This window comes from Streptomyces sp. NBC_01546, from assembly GCF_045208355.1.
Taxonomy (GTDB): Bacteria; Actinomycetota; Actinomycetes; order Streptomycetales; family Streptomycetaceae; genus Streptomyces.
The window spans coordinates 2251434-2272761 of the sequence record NZ_CP109379.1 but is presented as its reverse complement, the minus strand read 5'-3'; the positions used below and the strand labels follow the sequence as shown (position 1 = coordinate 2272761).

Below are 21328 nucleotides of genomic sequence, written 5' to 3'. Positions count from 1 at the left end.
AGTGGTTGAGTACTCACATGAAGAGCGAACGACCCCGAAAGCTTTCCACCGCCGAAGAGCGCCGCGAGACGGTGCTGCGCACCGCCATCGGCGCCTTCGCGGCGCGTGGCTACTGGGGCACCACCACCTCCGAGGTGGCGAAGGCGGCCGGCATCTCGCAGGCGTACGTCTACCGCTTGTTCCCGAGCAAGGAGCTGCTGTTCACCGCGGTGGTCGAGCACTGCTTCGTGCTGGTCCGGGCCAGCCTGGAGCGGGCGGCGGCCGAGGCGAAGGGCAGCTCCGCCGAGGTGGTCCTGGAAGCCATGGGGGATTCCTACGCGCTGCTGATCAGCGACAAGGACCTGATGCTGATTCAGCTGCACGCCCAGGCCGCGGCCGTCTCCGAGCCGGCCGTGCGTGAGGCGGTCCGGCAGGGTTACGCCCGGGTGGTGGAGTACGTACGCGGAGCTTCGGGCGGCACGGAGGAGCAGGTCCAGCAGTTCTTCGCGCTCGGCATGCTGTGCCACCTCATCGTCTCCATGGGGGCCGACGAGGTGGACGCCCCCTGGATCCGAACACTGTCCGCGGGCATCACGCACTACTGACGTCCGGCTCGCGGCCGGACGGCTGGAATTGTCGGCGGGGCATGCGGCCCCGCCTTTCCTTAGGCGTCAAGTGTGAGTGGTTAACCACTCAAGGAGGATCGGTCGTGAGGATCACCGCCACCACCCGCAGTCCCGGAGCGGCGCTCGCCGCTCTGGCGGGGGCGCAGTTCACCGTCATGCTCGCCACCTCGATCGTGAACGTGGCCCTGCCGCAGATCCGCGACGGCGTCGGGCTGTCGGACGGCGGCATGACGTGGGTGGTGAACGCCTACGGGCTGGCCTTCGGCGCACTGCTGCTGGCCGGCGGAAGGGCGGCCGACCTGCTCGGCCGGCGCCGGGTACTGCTCGCGGGTCTCGCGGTGTTCGGGGCCGCCTCGCTGGCTGCGGGGCTGGCAGCCTCGCCCCCGGTCCTGATCGCGGCCCGTGCGGTGCAGGGCCTGGGCGCGGCGGCGATCGCGCCGGCGGCGCTGGCCCTGGTGATGGACCTGTTCCCGCCAGGACCCGGGCGGGGGAGGGCACTTGGCGTGTGGGGCGCGGTGTCCGGCGCGGGAGGCGCGGCCGGAGTCCTGCTCGGTGGTGTCCTCACCCAGGCGTGGGGCTGGCCGTGGATCTTCTTCGCCGTCGCCATCGGCGCGCTCCTGGTCCTGGCCGGCGTTGCCCTCAGCGTGCCGCCGAGCCCGGTCGGCGCCGGCGGCCGGTTCGACCTGCCCGGCGCCGCCGCCGTCACCCTCGCGCTGACCGCCCTGGTGTGGGGCCTGACCACCGCCCGCCGCTCGGGCTGGACGGACACCGCCGTCCTCGGGGCCTTCGCCGTCACCGCCGTGCTGCTGGCCGTGTTCGTCCTGGTCGAGCGCCGCCACCCGAATCCGCTGCTGCCGCCACGCCTGTTCCGCGCCGGTCGCGTCACCGTCGGCAACCTGCTGATGGCACTGCTGGGCTCGGTGTGGATCGCCCTGTTCTTCTTCCTGCCGCTCTACCAGCAGCAGGTCCTCGGCTCCAGCCCTCTGGTCACCGGCCTGGGCCAACTCCCGCTCGCCGCGGCCAACATGCTCGGCTCCGCCCTCGCCCCGCGGATCTCCGGCCGGGTCGGCGCCACCGCGACGGTGACCGGCGCCCTGCTGACCGAAGCCGCCGGACTGCTGTGGCTGTCCCGGATCACCGCCCACGGCAGCTACCTCGCCGACGTCCTCGGAGCCAGCACCCTCATCGGACTGGGCCTGAGCATCGCCTTCGTCCAGCTCACCGCCCTCTCCGTGGACGGCGTCGCCAAGCGGGACACCGGGCTGGCCGGCGGCCTGGTGAACACCTCCCGGCAGGTCGGCGGCGCCATCGGCCTCGCCGTACTGGCCACCCTCGCGGGTACCACCACCGCCCACGCAGCCGCCCACCAGCCCCAACTGGAGGCGCTCACCGCCGGCTACCGCACCGCCTTCGCCATCTCCGCCGCCGTCCTGGCCGCGACCGCCGTCCTCGCAGCCCTCCTGACCCGACGAAGCCGTACCCCGGACGGGAAGGCACCGGCCACCACCGACGCCGCGCCGTCCACCACCATCCGCACCCGCTGACCCATCGCCGGATCCACCGAGAGGAAGACGCACCATGTTCACCATCGACGAGACCGCTCCCGTCATCGTCCGCCTGTCCACCGTGATCGACGCCCCGCTGGAGCGGGTCTGGGACCTGCACACCGACATCGACACCTGGCCGAGCTGGAACGCCGATGTCGACCAGGCCGAGCTCGACGGACCGCTGCTGCCGGGCGGCTCCTTCAGCTGGAAGACGCACGGGCTGGACATCACCTCCACCATCCGCGAGATCGTCCCCGGCGAGCGCCTGGTCTGGGGCGGCCCCGCCAACGGCATCGAGGGCGTCCACGTGTGGACGTTCGAGCAGACCGGCAGCCGGGTCACCGTCCACACCGAGGAGTCCTGGAGCGGCGCCCCCGTCGACGCCGCGACCGCCGAGCTCGGCCAGGCCCTCCACGACTCCCTGACCGCCTGGCTCGCCGCCCTCAAGTCCCGCGCGGAGCAGGCCGGCTGACCTCAGTCACCCACCGCGTCCGCCACATCTCTCATCCGTCACCGTCACCGTCACACGAAGCGAGGTTCCCAGCCATGACCACCACCGCCAAGCCCTACCTGACCGGCCACTACGCCCCGGCCGTCGACGAGATCACCGCCACCGAGCTCACCGTCGAGGGCAACCTGCCGCCGGAGCTGACCGGTCGGCTGATCCGCAACAGCCACAACCCCAAGCCCGGCGTCACCCCCACCCACTGGTTCAAGGGCAGCGGCATGGTCCACGGCATCCGGCTGCGGGAAGGCCGCGCCGAGTGGTACCGCAACCGCTGGGTGCACACCCCCGCCCTGGACGGCGCCCCCTACATGACCGAGCACGGCCCGGACCTGACGGCCAGTACTGCCGGCACCCACGTCATCGAGCACGCCGGACGCCTGCTCGCGCTCTGCGAGGCGAACTTCCCCTTCGAGCTCACCCGGGACCTCGACACGGTCGGCGCGTACGACTTCGACGGCAAGCTGCGCGGCGCGATGACCGCGCACCCGAAGACCGACCCGGTCACCGGGGAGCTGCACTTCTTCGGCTCCTCGCCGTTCCCGCCCTACCTCATGTACTACGTGGCCGACGCCAAGGGCCAGGTCACGCACAGCTTCGAGGTGCCGGGGGCCACCGCCTCCCTCAAGCACGACTTCGCGCTCACCCGCCACCACGTGGTCTTCGTCGAGGGCAGCGTCACCTTCGACCCGACCGAGCACTCGGGCATCCCCTACGGCTGGAGCGATGCCCAGCCGGCCCGGATCGGCGTCATGCCGCGCGGTCCGCAGGGCGCCGGGCAGATCCGCTGGTTCTCCGTCGAGCCCGGCAACATGCTGCACGCCGCCAACGCCTACGAGGACGCCGCGGGCCGGATCGTGCTGGAAGGCCCGACGGTGGACCGGGAAGGATTCCAGCTCTCCTGGAACTGGTGGGTCGGCGCCCCCGGCCGCGGTACCGAGCCCAACACCCGCTCCTTCAACCGCCGATGGGTCATCGATCTGGCCGCCGGCAGCGTCGACGAGCAGGTCATCGACGACCTCGCCGTCGAATTCCCCACGCTCAACGAGGAGTTCCTCGGCGCCGAGAACCGCTACCAGTACGCGGTCTCCTTCCCCGACCAGGACGGTCTCGGCGGCTACGGCATCGTCAAGTACGACCGCACCACCGGCGCCCGCCGCATCCACCAGGCCGGCGACGCCCGCCTGCCCAGCGAGGCCGTCTTCGTCCCCGCCGCCGGCGCCACCCGCGAGGACGACGGCTACCTCCTCACCGTCCTCTCCGACCTCAAGCAGGACGCCTCCCAGCTCCTGGTCCTGGACGCCTCCGGCCTCGACCGGATCGCCACCGTCCACCTCCCGCGCCGCGTCACCGCCGGCATCCACGGCTCCTGGATCCCGGACACGGCCCTCGACGGCACCGACAACTGACCCGACCGGGCCCCGGGGACTTCCGCCCACCCGGGGCCCGGTCCCGGTCCGGCAGACGCCGCCACCGACCTGGTGTCCTCAGCGTTCGACGGGGAGGCCGGTCGGTTCCTTGATGCGCTTCATGATGATCTGCGAGTTGACCTCGGTGATCCCGGAGAGCGCCGTCAGCTGCTCGATCCACAGGCGTTCGTACGCGCGCAGGTCCGCGACGGCGATCCGCAGCAGGCAGCCCGGGCTGCCGAAGAGGCGGTAGGCCTCGATGACGTCGGGGATGTCCTGGAGGGCGGCCTCGAACGCCTCGACCGCCTCGCGGTCGCGGCGGACCTCCACCGAGACGAGCACCTCGAAGCCGCGGCCCACCGCCTCGGGGGAGATCACGGCGCGGTAGCCCTGGATCACCCCGTCCTGTTCCAGCTGGCGCACACGGCGCATGCAGGGGGAGGGGGTCAGTCCCACGCGCTGGGCGAGTTCCTGGTTGCTCAGGCGACCGTCCGCCTGGAGCTCGCGCAAGATTTCGCGGTCAATGGCATCCATCACGCAATTATCACCCACCGGGTGTTACGGGAGGGGTGAAAGAAGCAATCACATTGCGCGTAGATCTCTCTATCATTGCTGTTTCAGTACATACGTGCGAGGAGAGGTGGCCGCGGCCATGGGGCGGATCGTCGTCATCAGCACCGGCGGAACGATAGCCAGCCGCTGGCAGGGCTCCGGATTCGCGGCGGACGCCGACGGCAGCGAGGTCATGGCCACCGCGCCGCTGCCCGAGGGCATCGACGTCGAGGTCGTGGACCTGTTCAGCGTGAACAGCCCGCGGCTCACCACCGCCCACCAGCTCACCCTGCTGCGCACCGTGCACGAGGTGCTCGCCGACCCCGGCGTCGACGGCATCGTCATCACCCACGGCACGGACACCCTGGAGGAGTCGGCGTTCCTCGTCGACCTGCACCACCACGACGCGCGCTCCGTGGTGTTCACCGGCTCGCAGCGCCCCATGGGCACCGCGGACGGGGACGGGCCGGAGAACCTGTACGACGCGCTCCTCACCGCCTCCACCACGCGCGGGCTGGGCGTGCTGATCGCCTTCTCGGGGCGGGTGCACGCCGCGCGCGGCACGGTGAAGACGCAGGCGGTGGCGCTGGACGCGTTCGCCGACCCCTCGAAGGAACTGCTCGGGAAGATCGGCTTCGGCAAGGTCGCCATCCTGCGCGAACCCCAGCGGCCCGCCCCGCTCGCGCTGCCGGCCATGCCGGAGCTGCCGCCGCGCGTGGACGTGGTGGTGCACCACGCCGACGGCGACGCGGTGCTGCTGAACGCCGCCGTCGCGGCCGGTGCGCGGGGTGTCGTCCTCGTCGGGACGGGCGCGGGCAACGCGACTCCCGAGATCGTGGACGCCGTCAAGGCCGCCGTCGGGCGCGGGGTGCTGGTCGCGCTGACCACGCGGGTGATGGCCGGGCCGGTCACCGAGATCTACACGCACGGCGGGGCGGTGGATCTGGTGGCGGCGGGTGCGGTGCCGACGGGGACGCTGCGGGCCGGTCAGGCCCGGATCGCCGTCCTGTCCGCGCTGCTCGCCTCCGGCGAGGTGGCCGAGCAGACCTGCGTCCTGCGTGAGGTGCTCGGGGCCGCCGGGGCGGTGCTGGTCGAGGCGTAGCCTGCGGCGCCGCCGTTGCTGGGGGCTCCGCCCCAGACCCCGCGCCTCAAACTCCCCCAGCTACCGCTGGGAGGGGCCCCAGGCGGGGCTGGATTGCTCCAGCCCCGCCGGCGTTTTGTCAGGGGCGGCCGAAGGCCGAGAGGAGGCGGTCCGCCGCCGCGGTGGCGGTGACCGTACCCGCTCGGACTGCGGCTTCGAGGCCGGGCGCGAGATCTCGTACGGCCGGATCCGAGCGCAGGCGTTCCAGGAGTTCGTCGCGGACCATCGACCAGGTCCACTCCACCTGCTGGGCCGCCCGCTTCGCCGTCAGGCGGCCGTTCGCGTCCAGGAGCCGGCGGTGCTGTTCGAGGCGGTTCCAGATTTCGTCCAGGCCCGCCGACTCCCGTGCGCTGCACGTCAGCACCGGCGGGGTCCATGCCGAGTCCGCCGGGTGCATCAGGCGCAGCGCGCCCGACAGTTCGCGGGCGGCGGCCTTCGCGTCGCGCTCGTGCGGGCCGTCCGCCTTGTTCACCGCCAGGACGTCGGCCAGTTCCAGGACGCCCTTCTTGATGCCCTGGAGCTGGTCGCCCGTACGGGCGAGGGAGAGCAGGAGGAAGGAGTCGACCATGCCCGCGACCGTGGTCTCGGACTGGCCGACGCCGACCGTCTCGACGAGGACCACGTCGTAGCCCGCCGCCTCCATGACGATCATCGACTCGCGGGTGGCCTTCGCGACACCGCCCAGGGTTCCGGCGGACGGTGAGGGGCGGACGAACGCCGCGGGGTCCACGGCGAGGCGCTCCATCCGCGTCTTGTCGCCGAGGATGGAGCCGCCCGTGCGCTTGGACGACGGGTCCACCGCCAGCACCGCGACCCGGTGGCCCAGACCCGTCAGCATCGTGCCGAACGCGTCGATGAAGGTGGACTTGCCCACCCCCGGCACCCCGCTGATCCCGATCCGGCGTGCCCTCCCCGCATGGGGGAGGAGCTCCGTCAACAACGCCTGCGCCAGCGCCCGGTGGGCGGGCAGGGTGGACTCGACGAGGGTGATCGCCCGCGCGATGGACGCGCGTTTCCCGTCGAGCACGCCCTTCGCGTACGCCTCGATGTCGATCTTCGGCACCGGCGGCCGCCTACAGCTCGTGGCCCAGGTCCGCGGCCAGCCGCGTCACCAGGTCGTGGGCCGCGTCGGGGATCACCGTTCCGGGCGGGAACACCGCCGTCGCGCCCATCTCCAGGAGCGTGGGCACATCGGCCGGCGGGATGACCCCGCCCACGACGATCATGATGTCCTCGCGGCCCTCCTCCGCCAACTGCTCGCGCAGCGCCGGTACGAGGGTCAGGTGGCCGGCCGCCAGCGACGACACGCCCACCACGTGGACGTCCGCCTCGACGGCCTGGCGGGCCACCTCCGCCGGGGTCTGGAACAGCGGGCCGACGTCCACGTCGAAGCCCAGGTCGGCGAATGCGGTCGCGATCACCTTCTGGCCGCGGTCGTGCCCGTCCTGGCCCATCTTGGCGACCAGGATGCGCGGACGGCGGCCTTCCGACTCCTCGAACCGGTCGACGAGCGCGCGGGTGCGCTCCACGGACGGGGACTCGCCTGCTTCGGTGCGGTACACACCCGAGATCGTACGGATCTGGCTCGCGTGCCGCCCGTACACCTTCTCCAGTGCGTCCGAGATCTCGCCCACGGTGGCCTTGGCGCGCGCCGCGTCCACCGCCAGGGCCAGCAGGTTGCCTTCCAGGCCCTGGCCCGCGCCCCGCTCCGCCGCGTTCGTCAGCGCCCGCAGCGCGTCCTGCGTGACCGCCTCGTCGCGCTCCTCGCGCAGCCGCCGCAGCTTGGCGATCTGCTGGGTGCGCACCGAGGAGTTGTCGACCTTGAGGACGTCGATCTGCTCGTCGGTGGCCACCCGGTACTTGTTGACGCCGATCACCGGCTGGCGGCCCGAGTCGATCCGCGCCTGCGTACGGGCCGCGGCCTCCTCCACGCGCAGCTTGGGGATGCCCGCGTCGATGGCCTGCGCCATGCCGCCGGCCGCCTCGACCTCCTCGATGTGCTGCCAGGCCCGCCGCGCCAGGTCGTACGTCAGCTTCTCGACGTACGCGCTGCCGCCCCACGGGTCGATCGACCGGCAGGTCCCCGACTCCTGCTGCAGCAGCAGCTGGGTGTTGCGGGCGATGCGCGCCGAGAAGTCGGTCGGCAGCGCGAGCGCCTCGTCGAGGGCGTTGGTGTGCAGCGACTGGGTGTGGCCCTGGGTCGCCGCCATCGCCTCGATGCACGTACGCGTCACGTTGTTGAAGACGTCCTGCGCGGTCAGCGACCAGCCCGAGGTCTGCGAGTGGGTGCGCAGCGACAGCGACTTGGCGTTCTGCGGGTCGAACTGCTTGACCAGACGCGCCCACAGCAGGCGGGCGGCGCGCAGCTTCGCGACCTCCATGAAGAAGTTCATGCCGATCGCCCAGAAGAAGGACAGGCGCGGCGCGAAGGCGTCCACGTTCAGCCCCACGGCCTGACCGGCGCGCAGGTACTCCACGCCGTCGGCGAGGGTGTACGCCAGCTCCAGGTCGGCCGTGGCTCCGGCCTCCTGGATGTGGTAGCCGGAGATGGAGATCGAGTTGTACCGCGGCATCTTCTGCGAGGTGAAGGAGAAGATGTCGGAGATGATCCGCATCGAGGGCTTCGGCGGGTAGATGTAGGTGTTGCGGACCATGAACTCTTTGAGGATGTCGTTCTGGATGGTCCCGGCGAGCTTGTCGGGGGAGACGCCCTGCTCCTCCGCCGCCACGATGTAGAGGGCGAGAACGGGCAGCACCGCGCCGTTCATCGTCATCGACACCGACATCTTGTCCAGCGGGATCCCGTCGAACAGCTGCCGCATGTCGTAGATCGAGTCGATCGCCACGCCCGCCATGCCGACGTCGCCGGTCACGCGCGGGTGGTCGCTGTCGTAGCCGCGGTGCGTCGGCAGGTCGAAGGCCACCGACAGGCCCTTCTGGCCGGCGGCCAGATTGCGCCGGTAGAAGGCGTTCGACTCCTCGGCCGTGGAGAATCCGGCGTACTGCCGGATCGTCCAGGGCTGGTTGACGTACATCGTCGGGTACGGGCCGCGCAGGTACGGGGCCACGCCCGGGTACGTCTGGAGGAAGTCCAGGCCCTCCACGTCGCGGCCGGTGTACAGCGGCTTGACGCCGATGCCCTCGGGGGTCTCCCACAGCAGGTCGGCGGCCGCGGTGCCGGTGGACTCCTTCACCGAGGAGCGCCACTGGTCCTCGGAGACTCCGGTGGCGGCGGTGGGGCCGAGCGACAGCTCGGAGAAATCGGGGATGCTCATGCTGTTCCTACTGCTCATTGGGCACTCCCATCCGGTCGAGTACGGAGGACAGCACGGCGACGGCGTCACAGCCGGCGAAGACGTACTCGTCCACGGACGCCTCTGCGGTGCCCGGCTTGCCGGCGAGGAACACGGTCGTGGCGCCCGCCGCGCGCAGGGCCTCGGCCACCGCCTCGGCCTGCTCCGCGTACAGCGCGTCGCTGGAGCACAGCACGGCCATGCCGTCGGCGCCGCTCGCGGCGTAGGCCGCGGCGGCCGTCGACGCGTCGACGGACACCGGGTCGTGCACCGCCTCGATGCCGCCCGCCTGGAACAGGTTCGAGGCGAACCCCGCCCGCGCGGTGTGCGCGGCCGCCGGGCCCAGAGCGGCGAGGAAGATCCGCGGCCGGGCGCCCGTCTCCGCCAGGTGCGCGTCGCTGCGGGCGCGCAGGGCCTCGTACGCCTCGTCGCGCCGGACGCGCGGCAGACCGCCGGTCGGCGCCGGGGGCGCGCTCTCGCGTACGACCGGCTTCTCCGACAGCAGCGGGAACTCGCTGACGCCGGTGATCGGTTCGCGGCGCTTGGCCAGCTTCTTCGAGCGGGCGGCCCAGGTGGCGGCGAGCCGCTCGGCGACCAGCCCGGAGCGCAGGGCGGCGGCCTGGCCGCCGGCCTTCTCCAGGGTCTGGAAGAACTCCCAGGCGGCGTGCGCGAGTTCGTCCGTGAGCCGCTCGACGTAGTACGAGCCGCCGGCCGGGTCGATCACGCGGGCCAGGTGCGACTCCTCCAGCAGGATGGTGGAGGTGTTGCGGGCGATCCGGCGCGCGAAGGCGTCCGGCAGGCCCAGCTCGTGGTCGAAGGGGAGCACGGTGACCGAGTCCGCGCCGCCCACGCCCGCGGCCATGCAGGCCACGGTGGTGCGCAGCATGTTCACCCAGGGGTCGCGGCGGGTCATCATCACCGGCGAGGTCACCGCGTGCTGGAGCTGGGCGCCCGCCTCCGGGGCCCCCGAGGCCTCGGCGACACGGGACCACAGACGGCGCGCGGCGCGCAGCTTGGCGATGGTGAGGAACTGGTCGGCCGTGGCCGCGTAGCGGAACTCCAGCTGGCCCAGGGCCGCTTCGACGCTCAGACCGGCCTCGGTGAGGGCGCGCAGATAGGCGACACCGGTGGCCAGCGACAGGGCCAGCTCCTCGGCGGCGCTGCCGCCGGCCTCGTGGTACGGCAGGGCGTCCACGGTCAGCGCGCGGACCCCGGGCCAGCCGGCGGCGGCCTCCAGGGCCAGCTCCACGGCACCCGCCGGGTCCAGCGCCTCACCGGTCCGGGCCTCGTGGCCCAGCGGGTCGGCGCCGAGGGAGGCCCGGGCGGCCTCGGGGGCGACGCCACGCTCGGCATACAGGCTCAGCAACGTACGGGCGGCCTCGGCGTATTCGGCTCCGGCGTCCAGGACGACCGGGGCGAGGTCCAGGTAGACCCCGTCCAGCGCGCGGGCGAGACCGTCGACCGGGATGCCGCCCTGGCCCGCGGTCAGCCAGAGGGAGGTGACCCCGTTCTCCAGATCGGCGAGGACCGCCTCGTTCAGGCGTGCCGGATCGGTGCCCACCATGCGCTGGCGTACGTCCCAGCCGTTGGCGGTGGTGCCCTCCGGCCTGCCGCCCCGTACGAAGGGGGCGAATCCGGGGAAACCGGTGTCGGGGGCCGTCCCGTCGGGCGGCGCGGTGTACAGCGGGCGGGTGATGAGCCCGTCCTCGAGCGGGGTGGACAACGCTTCTTCAGCAGCCTCGCCGGAGACTTCCTTGCCCGACTTGCGCAGTACGCCCTCTACAAGGCGCTGCCACTGCTCATGTGTCGCGACAGGGAACTCGGCGGCCAGGGAGAGCCCGTCGTCAGGCAGGACCGTCATGGCTCGAATGTAGGGGAGGACGCTCAAGCGGCACTATACCGACGGGTGTGATCTCGCCCTCTCATTTGAGCGGCTTGGATCACGGAACACCGGGCTGAGCAGCACCGTTGCGGCGGCTTGCGGGGGTGTGGCCGGGTCCGCGTGCGAGATCACGATCCGCGCGGGGGTGTCGGGGGCGGGCCGGAGCGCCGTCGCGGCGGGGCGGATCTTCCCTTGTACGGGACGCGTGGCTGCTCGGTCCCGACCATGATCGCCGGTTTTGAAGACATCCGACAGAAGCAGCGATGGTGCGGCGCCGTTGCTGGATTTGGCTGATGTCGTCCGCCGGGCATATCCCAGCCCCGCCGGCGTTTGAGGCGCAGGTCCGGGCGGAGCCCGGTTTAGGGAAGGGGCGGGGTGGGGGAGGCCCCGCGCAGCGGCAGCGGCAGCGGCAGGCGGATCCGGCGGACGCGTGGCGGTCGCGTTGCGGGGGCGTGAAATCCAGCCACGGTTTTCGGCCGTCGGGCCGGGTTCGTGCGCGGCTCCCAGGTGCGAGGAAAGGCCAGGTCGCAGCGGGTGCGAAGGCCCCGGCGGGGGTTCCGGCCGAGGCCCCGTCGGCGGCCTTCGGCGGGGGTTGACCGGGGGTGGGGGCGCTGTCAGGCTCCGAGCCATGACCGCGAACGCACTCCTCGTCCCGCGGCTCCACACCCCCGGCCTCTGTACCGCGCCCGGCGGGTGTCCGGGCCGCTGTCCGGCCCCGCACCGCGCCTGAGCCCGGCTGCTCCAGGGCCCCGGCCCCCGGCCCAGGGCCCCACGGCCCGGCTGCCCCGCTGCCCCGTGCCCCGGCCGCCCCGCGCCTCCGTGGCCCCCGGTTCCAGAGGCCCGGCCCGCGCGTCTTCCCGTACCCGCATCGCGTCGTACCGCGCTGCCGCGTACCTCCATTTCCTCCGCCGCGGAGACAACTCGTCCGCGCCCCTGCCCAGGGAGTTCCCATGGCCACTGCCACAACCACCGCCGTTACCGTCACCGTCACGAAGATCGGCGGCCGCATCGGAGCCGAGCTCGGCGGCGTACGGCTCGGCGGAGACCTGCCCGCCGCCACCGTCGCCGAGATCCGCGCCGCCCTCCTCGCCCACAAGGTCGTCTTCTTCCGCGGCCAGGACCACCTCGACGAAGCCGGCCACGAGGCCTTCGCCCGGCTGCTCGGCGCCCCGGTCGCGCACCCCACCGTCCCCTCCGCGGACGGCCGGTACGCCCTCGGCATCGACTCCCACCACGGCGCCCGCGCCAACCAGTGGCACACCGACGTCACCTTCGTCCCCGCCTACCCGGCCTTCTCCGTCCTGCGCGCCGTGACCATCCCCCCGTACGGCGGCAACACCCTGTGGGCCAACACCGCCACCGCTTACGGCAACCTCCCGGAACCGCTGCGGATCCTCGCCGACGGCCTGCGCGCCGTCCACTCCAACGAGTACGACTACGCCGCCCTGAAGCCCGACGCGCTGCCCGAGGCCCTGGCCCAGTACCGCGAGGTCTTCACCTCCACGAAGTTCCTCACCGAGCACCCGGTGGTCCGCGTCCACCCCGAGACCGGTGAACGCACCCTGCTGCTCGGCAACTTCGTCCAGCGCATCAAGGGCCTCACCGGCCGCGACTCCCGCCTCCTCCAGGACCTCTTCCAGGCCCACATCGAGAGCCCCGAGAACACCGTCCGCTGGCACTGGCAGGCCGGCGACGTCGCGATCTGGGACAACCGCGCCACCCAGCACTACGGCGTGGACGACTCCGACGACCACGAGCGCACCCTGCGCCGCGTCACGGTCGACGGCGACGTCCCGGTCGGCCCCGACGGCGAGCCCTCCCGCCTGCTCAGCCCTGCGAGCGTCCCGGACCCGGCCTTCGGCATCGCCTCAGGCGCCTCGGCCGCGACCGCCGCCTGACCGTCCGTTCCCGTACGAAGCCCAAGGAGCCCCCGTGCCCCAGCTGCTCGCCATCACCGGCAGCCCCTCCGCCCACTCCCGTACCGCCGTCGTCGCCGACCACGTACTGCGCCGCCTGGCCCACGCCGGCTTCGGGACCGCGCACCTCTCCGTGCGCGAACTGCCCGCCGCCGACCTGCTGTCCGCCCGCCGCGGCGAGCCGGACATCCGCCGGGCCCTGGAGGCCGTCGCCGAGGCCGACGGCATCGTCATCGCCACCCCGGTCTACAAGGCCTCCTACACCGGACTGCTCAAGGCCTTCCTCGACCTGCTCCCGCAGGACGGCCTCGCCGGCAAGACGGTGCTGCCGCTCGTCACCGGCGGCAGCCTCGCCCACGTCCTGACCATCGACTACGCCCTGCGCCCGGTGCTCGCCGCCCTCGGCGCCCGGCACGTCACCGCCGGCCGGTTCGTCCTGGACTCCTCCGTCGAGCGCGGCTCCGGCCCCGACCGGCTGCGGCCCGAGGCGGAACTGGACCTCTTCCAGGCCGTCGACGAGTTCGCGGACGCCCTGCGCGCCGCGGACGCCACCGCCCTCACCCCCGCCCCGTAATACAGCCCGCCCCCGCGACCAGCACCCACAAGGACCCGCCATGCCCGCAGCCCTCGCCCCGACCTCCACCTCCCGACGCCAGTTCCTGACCCTGCTCGGCATCTCGGCGGCCGCGGTGAGCTGCGGCACGGCCACCGCCAACGGCGGCGGACCCGGCTCCGGCTCGCAGGTCAAGACCCTGAAGTACCAGGGCTCGGTCGGCGCGGTCACGCTCCCCGAACTCGCCGCCGACCTCGGCTACTTCGAGGACGTCAAGCTCGAATGGGTCGGCAACACCATCAGCGGCCCGCAGGACATCCAGTCCGCCGCCACCGGCCAGACCCACTTCGGCAGCGCCTTCAACGGCGCGGTCATCAAGCTCGCCGCAGGCAAGGCGCCGATCAAGGCGGTCATCTCCTCCTACGGCTCGGACCAGTACTCCTACGCCGGCTACTTCGTCCTGGAGGACAGCCCGATCCGCTCCGCCCGGGACCTGATCGGCAAGAAGGTGGGCATGAACACCCTGGGCGCCCACTACCAGGCGCTGCTCGACACCTACCTCAGCCGCAACGGCCTCTCCAAGGCGGACGCCGCCAAGGTCGAGGCCCTGGTCGTACCGCCCGTCAACACCGAACAGGCGCTGCGCGCGAAGCAGATCGAGGTCGGGGTGCTCACCGGCATCCTGCGCGACAAGGCCGTCGCCTCCGGCGGCATCCGCCCGCTGTTCACCGACGTGGATCTGCTCGGCCCGTTCAGCGCGGGCACCTACATCATGACCGAGCGCTTCATCAAGCAGAACCCGGACACCGTACGGACCTTCGTGACGGGCGTGGCCAAGGCCATCGAGTGGTCCCGCACCACCCCGCGCGAGGAGGCCGTCGCCCGGATGACCGAGATCGTCAAGAAGCGCGGCCGCAACGAGGACACCGCCGCCCTGCAGTACTGGCGCTCCTTCGGGATCGCCGAGACGGGCGGCCGGATACCCGACAAGGAGTTCCAGCTCTGGCTCGACTGGCTCGGCGAGCGCGGCGAGATCAAGGCGGGGCAGTTCAAGCCGTCCGACCTCTACACCAACGAGTTCAACGGCTACGGAAAGGGCTGACCGGACATGGCGAAGATCGTGTTCGAGGGAGTGCGCAAGACCTTCGGGGACTTCACCGCCCTCGACGGCATCGACCTGGAGATCCGCAGCGGGGAGTTCCTCGTGGTCGTCGGCCCCAGCGGCTGCGGCAAGTCCACTCTCCTCGACCTCCTCGGCGGACTGGCGGCCCCGACGGCCGGGCGGATCCTGCTCGACGGCAAGCAGGTCACCGGGCCGGGCCTGGACCGGGGCATCGTCTTCCAGCAGTACGCGCTGCTGCCGTGGCGCACCGCCCAGGGCAACGTCGAGTTCGGCCTGGAGGCGACCGGTGTGCCGCGTCGCCAACGCGCCGCCCGGGCGAAGGAGTTCCTGGACCTGGTCGGACTGACCGGCTTCGAGGACCGGCACCCGCACCAGCTCTCCGGCGGCATGCGCCAGCGCGTCGCCATCGCCCGCTCGCTGGCGTACGACCCGGACGTGCTGCTGATGGACGAGCCGTTCGCCGCACTCGACGCGCAGACCCGCGAGTCCCTCCAGGACGAGCTGCGCCGCATCTGGCAGAGCACCGGCAAGACCGTCGTCTTCATCACGCACGGCATCGAGGAGGCCGTCTACCTCGGGCAGCGGGTGGCCGTCATGACCTCCCGGCCCGGCCGGGTCAAGGAGGTCGTCCCGGTCTCCTTCGGCGACCGCGACGGACTGCTCGGCGAGGCCCTGCGGTCCAGCCCGGAGTTCGCCCGCTACCGGCACGAGATCTGGAACCTCCTCCACGACGAGGTGGCCCGCGCCCAGCAACTGGAGAAGGAGGCGGCAGCCGTATGACCACCGGAACCGACACCACCGCCCTGGCGGCCGCGGGCCTCACGGCCCCGGCCGCACCCCGGCCGACCCCGTCGCCGACCCGGCCGCCGACCCCGTCGTGAACCCGGCCCGGACGCCCCGGGCGACCGGGGCCCCGGTCCGCAAGGCCCCGGCCCCGGCCGGGACCGCCCGGGCCGATACCCCCGTCGGCCCGATCCGAGCCGGCCAGGCCCCCGCCCCCGCCCCCGTCCGTACGAAGACCGCCGCACTGGCCGTCGTACGCGTCCTGAAGGCCGTCGCCGTCCGGACCGCGGCGATCCTCGCCCTGGTCGCCCTCTGGGAGATCGCCCCGCGCGCCGGCCTGGTCGACGCCACCTTCCTGCCTCCCATCAGCGAGGTGGCCGTCGCCTGGTGGGAGCTGGCCGGCGACGGCCAGCTCGCCGACCACACCCAGGCCAGCCTGATCCGCTCCTTCGGCGGCTTCGGCATCGCCGTGGCCGTCGCCGTCCCGCTCGGCCTGCTCATCGGCTGGTACCGGCCCCTCGCCGACTTCCTCGGGCCGCTGCTGGAGGTCTTCCGCAACACCGCGGCCCTCGCGCTGCTCCCGGTCTTCGTGCTGCTCCTCGGCATCGGCGAGACCTCGAAGGTGTCGATCGTCGTCTACGCCTGCCTCTGGCCCGTCCTGCTCAACACCATCAGCGCCGTCCGGAACGCCGACCCCACCCTGATCCGGCTCGCCCGGTCGATGGACCTCTCCACGCCCCGCCTGTTCCAGAAGGTGATCCTCCCGGCCTCCGTACCGGCGATCTTCACCGGCATCCGGCTCGCCGGCGCCGTATCCATCCTCGTCCTCGTGGCCGCCGAGATGATCGGCGCGAAAGCGGGACTCGGCTATCTGATCAACGCCTCGCAGTTCAACTTCGCGATCCCGCAGATGTACGCGGGCATCATCACGATCTCCGCGATCGGCGTCGCCTTCAACCAGCTCCTCGTCACCGTCGAACGCCGCCTCAGCCTCTGGCGCGTCCCCGCCTCTTCCTAGGGAAACCCACATGACCGACCAGACGCCCCGGACCCTCCACCTCAACGCCTTCCTCATGAACGCCGGACACCACGACGCCGCCTGGCGCCACCCCGGCAGCAGCCCCGAGCGCGTCACCGACCTGCGCTACTTCCAGGAGCTCGCCCGGACCGCGGAGCGCGGAAGGCTCGACTCCATCTTCTTCGCGGACGGACTCGCCCTCTGGGGCAAGGCCCGTTACAACGCCCTGGGCGGGTTCGAGCCGCTCACCCTGCTCTCCGCCATCGCCGCCGTCACCGAGCACATCGGGCTGATCGCCACCGTCTCCACCACCTTCAACGAGCCCTTCAACCTCGCCCGCAAATTCGCCTCCCTCGACCACATCAGCGGCGGCCGCGCCGGCTGGAACATCGTCACCTCCGGCACCGTGGACGAGGCCCGCAACTTCAACCGGGAGGAGCACCTGGAGCACGGCCTCCGCTACGACCGGGCCCGCGAGTTCCTCGACGTCGCCACCAAGCTCTGGGACAGCTGGGAGGACGACGCGATCGTCCTCGACAAGGAGCGCGGCATCTACGCCGACACCGACAAGCTCCACCCCGCCGCCCACCGCGGCGAGTACTTCGGCGTGGCCGGCCCGCTCAACGTCCCGCGCTCCCCGCAGGGGTACCCGCTGCTCGTGCAGGCGGGCTCCTCCGAGTCCGGAAAGGAGTTCGCCGCCCAGTACGCCGAGGCCGTCTTCACCGCCCAGCAGACCCTCGCGGACGGCCAGACCTTCTACAAGGACCTCAAGTCCCGCCTGGCGAAGTACGGGCGGGCCGAGAGCGACCTGCTCGTCCTGCCCGGCATCGCGCCCGTCATCGGCTCCACCGAGGCCGAGGCGAAGGCCCTGGAGCAGCAGCTCACCGACCTCCAGGTGCCGGAGTACGGCCTCGCCCAGCTCTCCGGAATGCTCAACGTGGACCTTTCCGGACTGCCCCTCGACGGCCCGCTGCCCGATCTCCCCGAGGAGCGGGACGTCAACGGCAACAAGAGCCGTTTCACCCTCGTCGCCGAACTCGCCCGCCGCGACGGCCTCACCCTGCGCCAGCTGATCGCCCGCCTCGGCGCCGGCCGCGGCCACCGGGTCTTCGCCGGCACGCCCGAGCAGATCGCCGACCAGCTCGAGGAGTGGTTCACCCGGGGAGCCGCCGACGGGTTCAACATCATGGCGCCCGTCCTGCCCACCGGCCTGACCGACTTCGTGGACCAGGTCGTGCCGATCCTCCAGCGCCGCGGCCTCTTCCGCACCGAGTACACCGGCCGCACGCTGCGCGAGAACTACGGCCTGCCGCGCCCCGCCAACCGCTACGCGAGCGGCGGGGCCGGCGCACCGGCAGCGGTGCCGGTCACCGCCTGAGCACTGGGGGGCGGTCCGAGGCGGACCGCCCCCCGCCGGGTTTTCAGACCGTCAGTACGATCTTGCCCCTGGTCCGGCCCGTGGCGCTCAGCTCCCACGCCCTGGCGGCCTGCGCGAGCGGCAGCGCGTGCTCGACGTTGACCGTGAGCCGGCCCGAGTCCGCGAGCTCGGCCAGGAAGGTCAGGTCGGCGGTGTCGGGCCGTACCCACAGCTGGTGCGCGCCCTTGGCCGCGGCCTCGTAGTCGGCGATGGAGACCACCCGGTCACGCTCCTTCACCAGCGACTGGAGCAGCTCGACGGCGCCGTCGCCGTAGAAGTCGAGGCCCGCGTCCACGCCTTCGGGCGCCAGCGCGCGGATGCGGTCGGCCAGCCCGTCCCCGTACAGGACCGGCTCGGCGCCGAGGGAGCGCAGGTAGTCGTGGTTGTGCGCGCCGGCCGTACCGATGACACGCAGGCCGAGGGCGACCGCGATCTGCACCCCGAACGAGCCGGTGCCGCCGGCCGCGGAGTGGATGACGACGGTCTCGCCGGCCTTGAGGCCCACGCGGGTGAGGGACTGGTAGGCGGTCAGGCCGGCCAGGGGAATTCCCGCGGCCTGCTCGAAGGTCAGCTCGCGGGGCTTGTGCGCGAGGGTGCGGACCGGGGCGCTGACCAGCTCGGCGTAGGTGCCGAGCTCCACCCACTCCTTCCTCACGTACCCGTAGACCTCGTCGCCGACGGCGAAGTCGAAGGTGTCCGGGCCGACCGCCTCGACGACTCCGGCCACGTCCCAGCCGGGTATGACGGGATAGCGGACTTCGAGGATCGGGTCGAGATATCCGGCGGCGAGCTTCCAGTCCACCGGGTTGACCCCGGCCGCCTTGACGCGGACGAGAACCTCGCCCGGCCCCACCTTGGGCTGCGGTACGTCAACGAGCGTGAGCCGGCCGGGAGTTCCGTATGCGTTGTACGTGATGGCCTTCATGATCGGTTCCAACGGGGCGCCGCCCGGGCCTATTCCGCCCCGTTCGTCAGGCCGGCAGCGTGTTGCGGTGCGAGCGCCGCCGGGCCGCGCTGAACAGGGCCTGGATCTGCGCCCCCGACTGCTCCACGTCGTCGAGCGGCGAGGGGAAGGCCAGCCGTGCGTCGCGGTGGCCGCTCCGCTCCTCGAGCCGCAGGGTGATCCCGTACCGGTCCATGGCGACCGGCAGTGCGCGGATCACCGAGGCGGCGGGCAGCGGCCGGACCAGGCGCAGCAGCAGGGTGACGAGGTCCGGGTGGTCGTCGAGGAGGTGCGTGAGCATGCCCGCCTCGTACGGGGCCAGCGGGTCGGGGCGGGCCGCGTCCAGCTCTTCCAGCCCGACGTAGGAGAAGCCGTCCGCGGTCTCCAGGACGGCCTGGCCGAACTCCATGCAGGTGCTCTCATCCCCGGGACCGTCGCTCTCGCCCGTGTACGGGGTGAGCAGGCGGCCCACGATGGTCACCCGGGCCCGCACCCGGTCGCGTACGGGGGTGGGGGCGACGTCGGTGAACTCCAGCCGGATCGGGGGCCGGTGCTCGGCGTCGCCGCCCGGTTCGGCGGGGTGCAGGTGCAGCCGGCCCATCGGGTCGCCGCCGTCGAGGTGGCGGACCTCGGCGCGCAGCCCGTCGGTGACCGCGGTCATGGAGTGGGCGGCGGCCAGGATCGACCGCACGCGCTCGGCGTCGGTGGGCCGGGTGGCCGGGGTGGCAGGGGCACCGGACATGCGCATCTGGATCTCTCCATCATCCCGAGAACTTAGGTATGCCTAACCTAACCTAATTCGTTCGTGGGGAGTAGCCGGTCTGGTTCGTGTCGGTGTTGGGCTGAACGGGTGAAACGCGAGAGGATGGGGGGATGCACATGAAGCGCGCGGCCGAGGCGGCCCGGTGAGCAGGTACGACGTCACCGACGAACAGTGGGAGGGGCTCGCGCAGGTGGTCCCCCTGCGCAGCCGCAACGAATGGCCCTCCCGGGTGGACCACCGCACCATCCCCACGGCGCCGGGAGCGTCGGCGGCGGAGCAGCGGCGCTTCGTGGTGATCCGGGTTCAGATCTTCGCGGACGCGCGGGAGGTGGCGGAGTACCTGATCGCGCAGATCCCGGTACTGCTCGACCTGACCGGCGCCGACAGCGAAGTGGCCAAGCGGATCCTGGACTTCAGCAGTGGTGTGGTCTTCGGACTCGGCAGCGGGATGCACCGGGTGGACCGGAACGTCTTCCTGCTGGCGCCCGTCGGGACCGAGGTCGAGGGGATCGCGGCCGCTGCCGTCCCCCGATCGTAGGAAGGTCGCCGCGACGTAACGGTTCGCCGGGCTCTCGGGGGGTCCGGCGGCCCGTACCGTCCGCCGCATGGACGCCACCCTCCCCGCCACCCTCGCCGCTCCCGCCGCCCTCGCCGCTCCCCTTCCCGCCACCCCCGCCGCCCTCGCCCCGGACCTCCCCGTCGGCCTCCCCGCCGTCGCGTTAGCCGGCGACGACCCGACCGTGCCCGCGCAAGCCGTGCGGCTCCACCGGCCCGGGGTCACCGGACTGCGGCTGTCCGCCTTCGGGCCGCACCGGGGCGCCGCCTTCGCGCTCGGGCCCGTCACCCTCCTCGCCGGGCCGAGCGGCAGCGGCAAGTCCCAGGCCCTGGCCGCCTACGAGGCCCTCGCCGTGCTCGGCTCCGGAGCCACCCTCGAGGAGGCCTTCCCCGACCCGGGTGCCCGCATCCCGGACCTGGCCGTCCCCGATGCCGACCGGCGGCGCGGCTTCCGCATCGGCTGCACCGTCGACGGTCCCGCCGGACCGGTCCGGCTCGACCTCGCCGTCCAGGCCGAGCCCACCCTGCGCATCGTCGGCGAACGGCTCTCGCAGCCGGGGCAGATCCTGCTCGCCACCGCCCTGCGCGACCCCGGCCGGCGCTCCGTGCAGGGCGCGTGGCTGACCGGCGGCGCCATCGGCGTCACCCGGGCCCCGCTGCCGGACGACCGGCTCGGCACGGCCCTGCTCCCGCTCCGCGTGGCCGGCGCCACGGCCGGCCAGCGCCAGGTCCTGGCCGCCGCCGAACAGGTCGTGGTGGCGCTGCGCTCGGTGTTCCCCTGCGATCCCCGCCCGGAGCGGATGCGCGCGCCCGTCCCGCCGGGGGAGGGCCGGCTGCTCGGCGACTGCGCCAACCTGGCCGACGTACTGCGCCGGACCCGCCACGAATGCGGCACCCGGCACGCGCTGCTGGCCGAGGCCGCCCGCACCGGCTGCGCGGGACCCGTCGCCGGACTGGACGTACGGGCCCCCGCCGACGGCCCCGTCACGGCGGTGCTGGACCGCGGCCCCGACCGGCCCGCCACGGAACTGGCCCGCCTCGGCGCGGGCGAACTGCGCTTCCTCGCGCAGGCGCTGGTCCTGCTGACCGGCCCGGGAGTGCTCGCCATGGACCCGGCCGCCGAACTGCTCTCCGCGCAGCAGGCGCTGACGGTGCTGGCCGACGGCTTCGACCGCGGCCTGGACCGGCGCCAGAGCGCCGAGCTGCTGCGCCTGGCCCTGCTGTCGTGCGGGCGCGGCCACGTCCGGCTGGTGGCGGCGGTGGGGGAGGAGACCGCGGCGGCCGCCCGGCTCCTCGCGGGTGTCACGGTGGTAGACCTGTGAT

At 72.6% G+C, this 21328-nt stretch carries 19 protein-coding genes; 13 read left to right on the top strand and 6 right to left on the bottom strand.

All coding sequences use genetic code 11. The features are described from left to right. Positions 1 to 17 precede the first annotated feature (17 nt). The 4 genes from OHA89_RS10330 to OHA89_RS10315 all read left to right on the top strand — a co-directional run bounded on the left by OHA89_RS10330 (position 18) and on the right by OHA89_RS10315 (position 4066). Positions 18 to 584 carry a TetR/AcrR family transcriptional regulator gene (locus OHA89_RS10330; RefSeq protein ID WP_215142411.1) on the top strand — a complete coding sequence of 189 codons (567 nt, stop codon included), beginning with the start codon at positions 18 to 20 and terminating at the stop codon, positions 582 to 584. A 104-nt stretch (positions 585 to 688) separates the two neighbouring features. After that, positions 689 to 2149: an MFS transporter gene (locus OHA89_RS10325; protein WP_406365947.1), complete on the top strand. Its 1461-nt coding sequence runs from the start codon at positions 689 to 691 to the stop codon at positions 2147 to 2149. Positions 2150 to 2183: 34 nt separating this feature from the next. Beyond that, entirely contained in the window at positions 2184 to 2624 is a 441-nt protein-coding gene (locus OHA89_RS10320; protein WP_266614408.1) for an SRPBCC family protein, read from the top strand. A gap of 74 nt (positions 2625 to 2698) precedes the next feature. Beyond that, a complete protein-coding gene (locus OHA89_RS10315) occupies positions 2699 to 4066 on the top strand; it encodes a carotenoid oxygenase family protein (RefSeq protein ID WP_266614406.1) in 1368 nt (455 codons plus the stop codon). 78 nt (positions 4067 to 4144) lie between these two features. On the opposite strand, the gene OHA89_RS10310 is transcribed toward OHA89_RS10315, so the two are convergent. Next, positions 4145 to 4600 (bottom strand): Lrp/AsnC family transcriptional regulator, encoded by a 456-nt coding sequence (locus OHA89_RS10310; protein ID WP_406365946.1) that lies wholly within the window; start codon positions 4598 to 4600, stop codon positions 4145 to 4147. A gap of 118 nt (positions 4601 to 4718) precedes the next feature. On the opposite strand from OHA89_RS10310, the gene OHA89_RS10305 reads away from it, so the two are divergent. Next, positions 4719 to 5720 (top strand): asparaginase, encoded by a 1002-nt coding sequence (locus OHA89_RS10305; protein WP_406368461.1) that lies wholly within the window; start codon positions 4719 to 4721, stop codon positions 5718 to 5720. 118 nt (positions 5721 to 5838) lie between these two features. Here the strand turns inward: OHA89_RS10305 and meaB are convergent, their stop codons facing one another. Genes meaB through OHA89_RS10290 form a run of 3 tightly spaced genes read right to left on the bottom strand, consistent with a single transcriptional unit; the run spans position 5839 to position 10913 of the window. Beyond that, a complete protein-coding gene (meaB, locus tag OHA89_RS10300) occupies positions 5839 to 6822 on the bottom strand; it encodes a methylmalonyl Co-A mutase-associated GTPase MeaB (RefSeq protein WP_406365945.1) in 984 nt (327 codons plus the stop codon). A gap of 10 nt (positions 6823 to 6832) precedes the next feature. Then, positions 6833 to 9034, bottom strand: coding sequence for a methylmalonyl-CoA mutase (gene scpA / locus OHA89_RS10295; protein ID WP_266614401.1), 2202 nt, complete (start codon positions 9032 to 9034; stop codon positions 6833 to 6835). 7 nt (positions 9035 to 9041) lie between these two features. Continuing rightward, complete coding sequence (locus OHA89_RS10290) at positions 9042 to 10913, bottom strand: methylmalonyl-CoA mutase family protein (protein ID WP_266614400.1); 1872 nt, start codon at positions 10911 to 10913, stop codon at positions 9042 to 9044. Positions 10914 to 11884: 971 nt separating this feature from the next. Here OHA89_RS10290 and OHA89_RS10285 point away from each other — a divergent pair. The 6 genes from OHA89_RS10285 to OHA89_RS10260 all read left to right on the top strand — a co-directional run bounded on the left by OHA89_RS10285 (position 11885) and on the right by OHA89_RS10260 (position 17705). Further along, complete coding sequence (locus OHA89_RS10285; RefSeq protein ID WP_266614398.1) at positions 11885 to 12832, top strand: TauD/TfdA family dioxygenase; 948 nt, start codon at positions 11885 to 11887, stop codon at positions 12830 to 12832. Between the two features lie 34 nt (positions 12833 to 12866). Further along, the gene (gene ssuE / locus OHA89_RS10280; RefSeq protein ID WP_257553769.1) at positions 12867 to 13424 is read left to right on the top strand and encodes an NADPH-dependent FMN reductase; all 558 of its coding nucleotides are present in this window, start codon (positions 12867 to 12869) and stop codon (positions 13422 to 13424) included. A 40-nt stretch (positions 13425 to 13464) separates the two neighbouring features. After that, positions 13465 to 14505 carry an ABC transporter substrate-binding protein gene (locus tag OHA89_RS10275; RefSeq protein WP_257553768.1) on the top strand — a complete coding sequence of 347 codons (1041 nt, stop codon included), beginning with the start codon at positions 13465 to 13467 and terminating at the stop codon, positions 14503 to 14505. Positions 14506 to 14511: 6 nt separating this feature from the next. Further along, on the top strand, positions 14512 to 15306 hold the full coding sequence (locus tag OHA89_RS10270; RefSeq protein ID WP_266614396.1) for an ABC transporter ATP-binding protein: 795 nt from the start codon (positions 14512 to 14514) through the stop codon (positions 15304 to 15306). A gap of 247 nt (positions 15307 to 15553) precedes the next feature. Continuing rightward, a complete protein-coding gene (locus tag OHA89_RS10265; protein WP_266615341.1) occupies positions 15554 to 16327 on the top strand; it encodes an ABC transporter permease in 774 nt (257 codons plus the stop codon). A 10-nt stretch (positions 16328 to 16337) separates the two neighbouring features. Continuing rightward, complete coding sequence (locus tag OHA89_RS10260) at positions 16338 to 17705, top strand: LLM class flavin-dependent oxidoreductase (protein WP_266614394.1); 1368 nt, start codon at positions 16338 to 16340, stop codon at positions 17703 to 17705. 43 nt (positions 17706 to 17748) lie between these two features. Here the strand turns inward: OHA89_RS10260 and OHA89_RS10255 are convergent, their stop codons facing one another. Both OHA89_RS10255 and OHA89_RS10250 read right to left on the bottom strand, forming a co-directional pair. After that, positions 17749 to 18669 (bottom strand): NADP-dependent oxidoreductase, encoded by a 921-nt coding sequence (locus tag OHA89_RS10255; RefSeq protein ID WP_257553764.1) that lies wholly within the window; start codon positions 18667 to 18669, stop codon positions 17749 to 17751. A gap of 46 nt (positions 18670 to 18715) precedes the next feature. Beyond that, positions 18716 to 19435: a DUF2470 domain-containing protein gene (locus OHA89_RS10250; RefSeq protein ID WP_406365943.1), complete on the bottom strand. Its 720-nt coding sequence runs from the start codon at positions 19433 to 19435 to the stop codon at positions 18716 to 18718. 157 nt (positions 19436 to 19592) lie between these two features. On the opposite strand from OHA89_RS10250, the gene OHA89_RS10245 reads away from it, so the two are divergent. Then, positions 19593 to 19988, top strand: a complete 396-nt coding sequence (locus tag OHA89_RS10245; RefSeq protein WP_030012729.1) for a cell division protein SepF — start codon at positions 19593 to 19595, stop codon at positions 19986 to 19988. Positions 19989 to 20055: 67 nt separating this feature from the next. Continuing rightward, on the top strand, positions 20056 to 21327 hold the full coding sequence (locus tag OHA89_RS10240) for an ATP-binding protein (RefSeq protein WP_266614387.1): 1272 nt from the start codon (positions 20056 to 20058) through the stop codon (positions 21325 to 21327). Position 21328 lies beyond the last annotated feature (1 nt).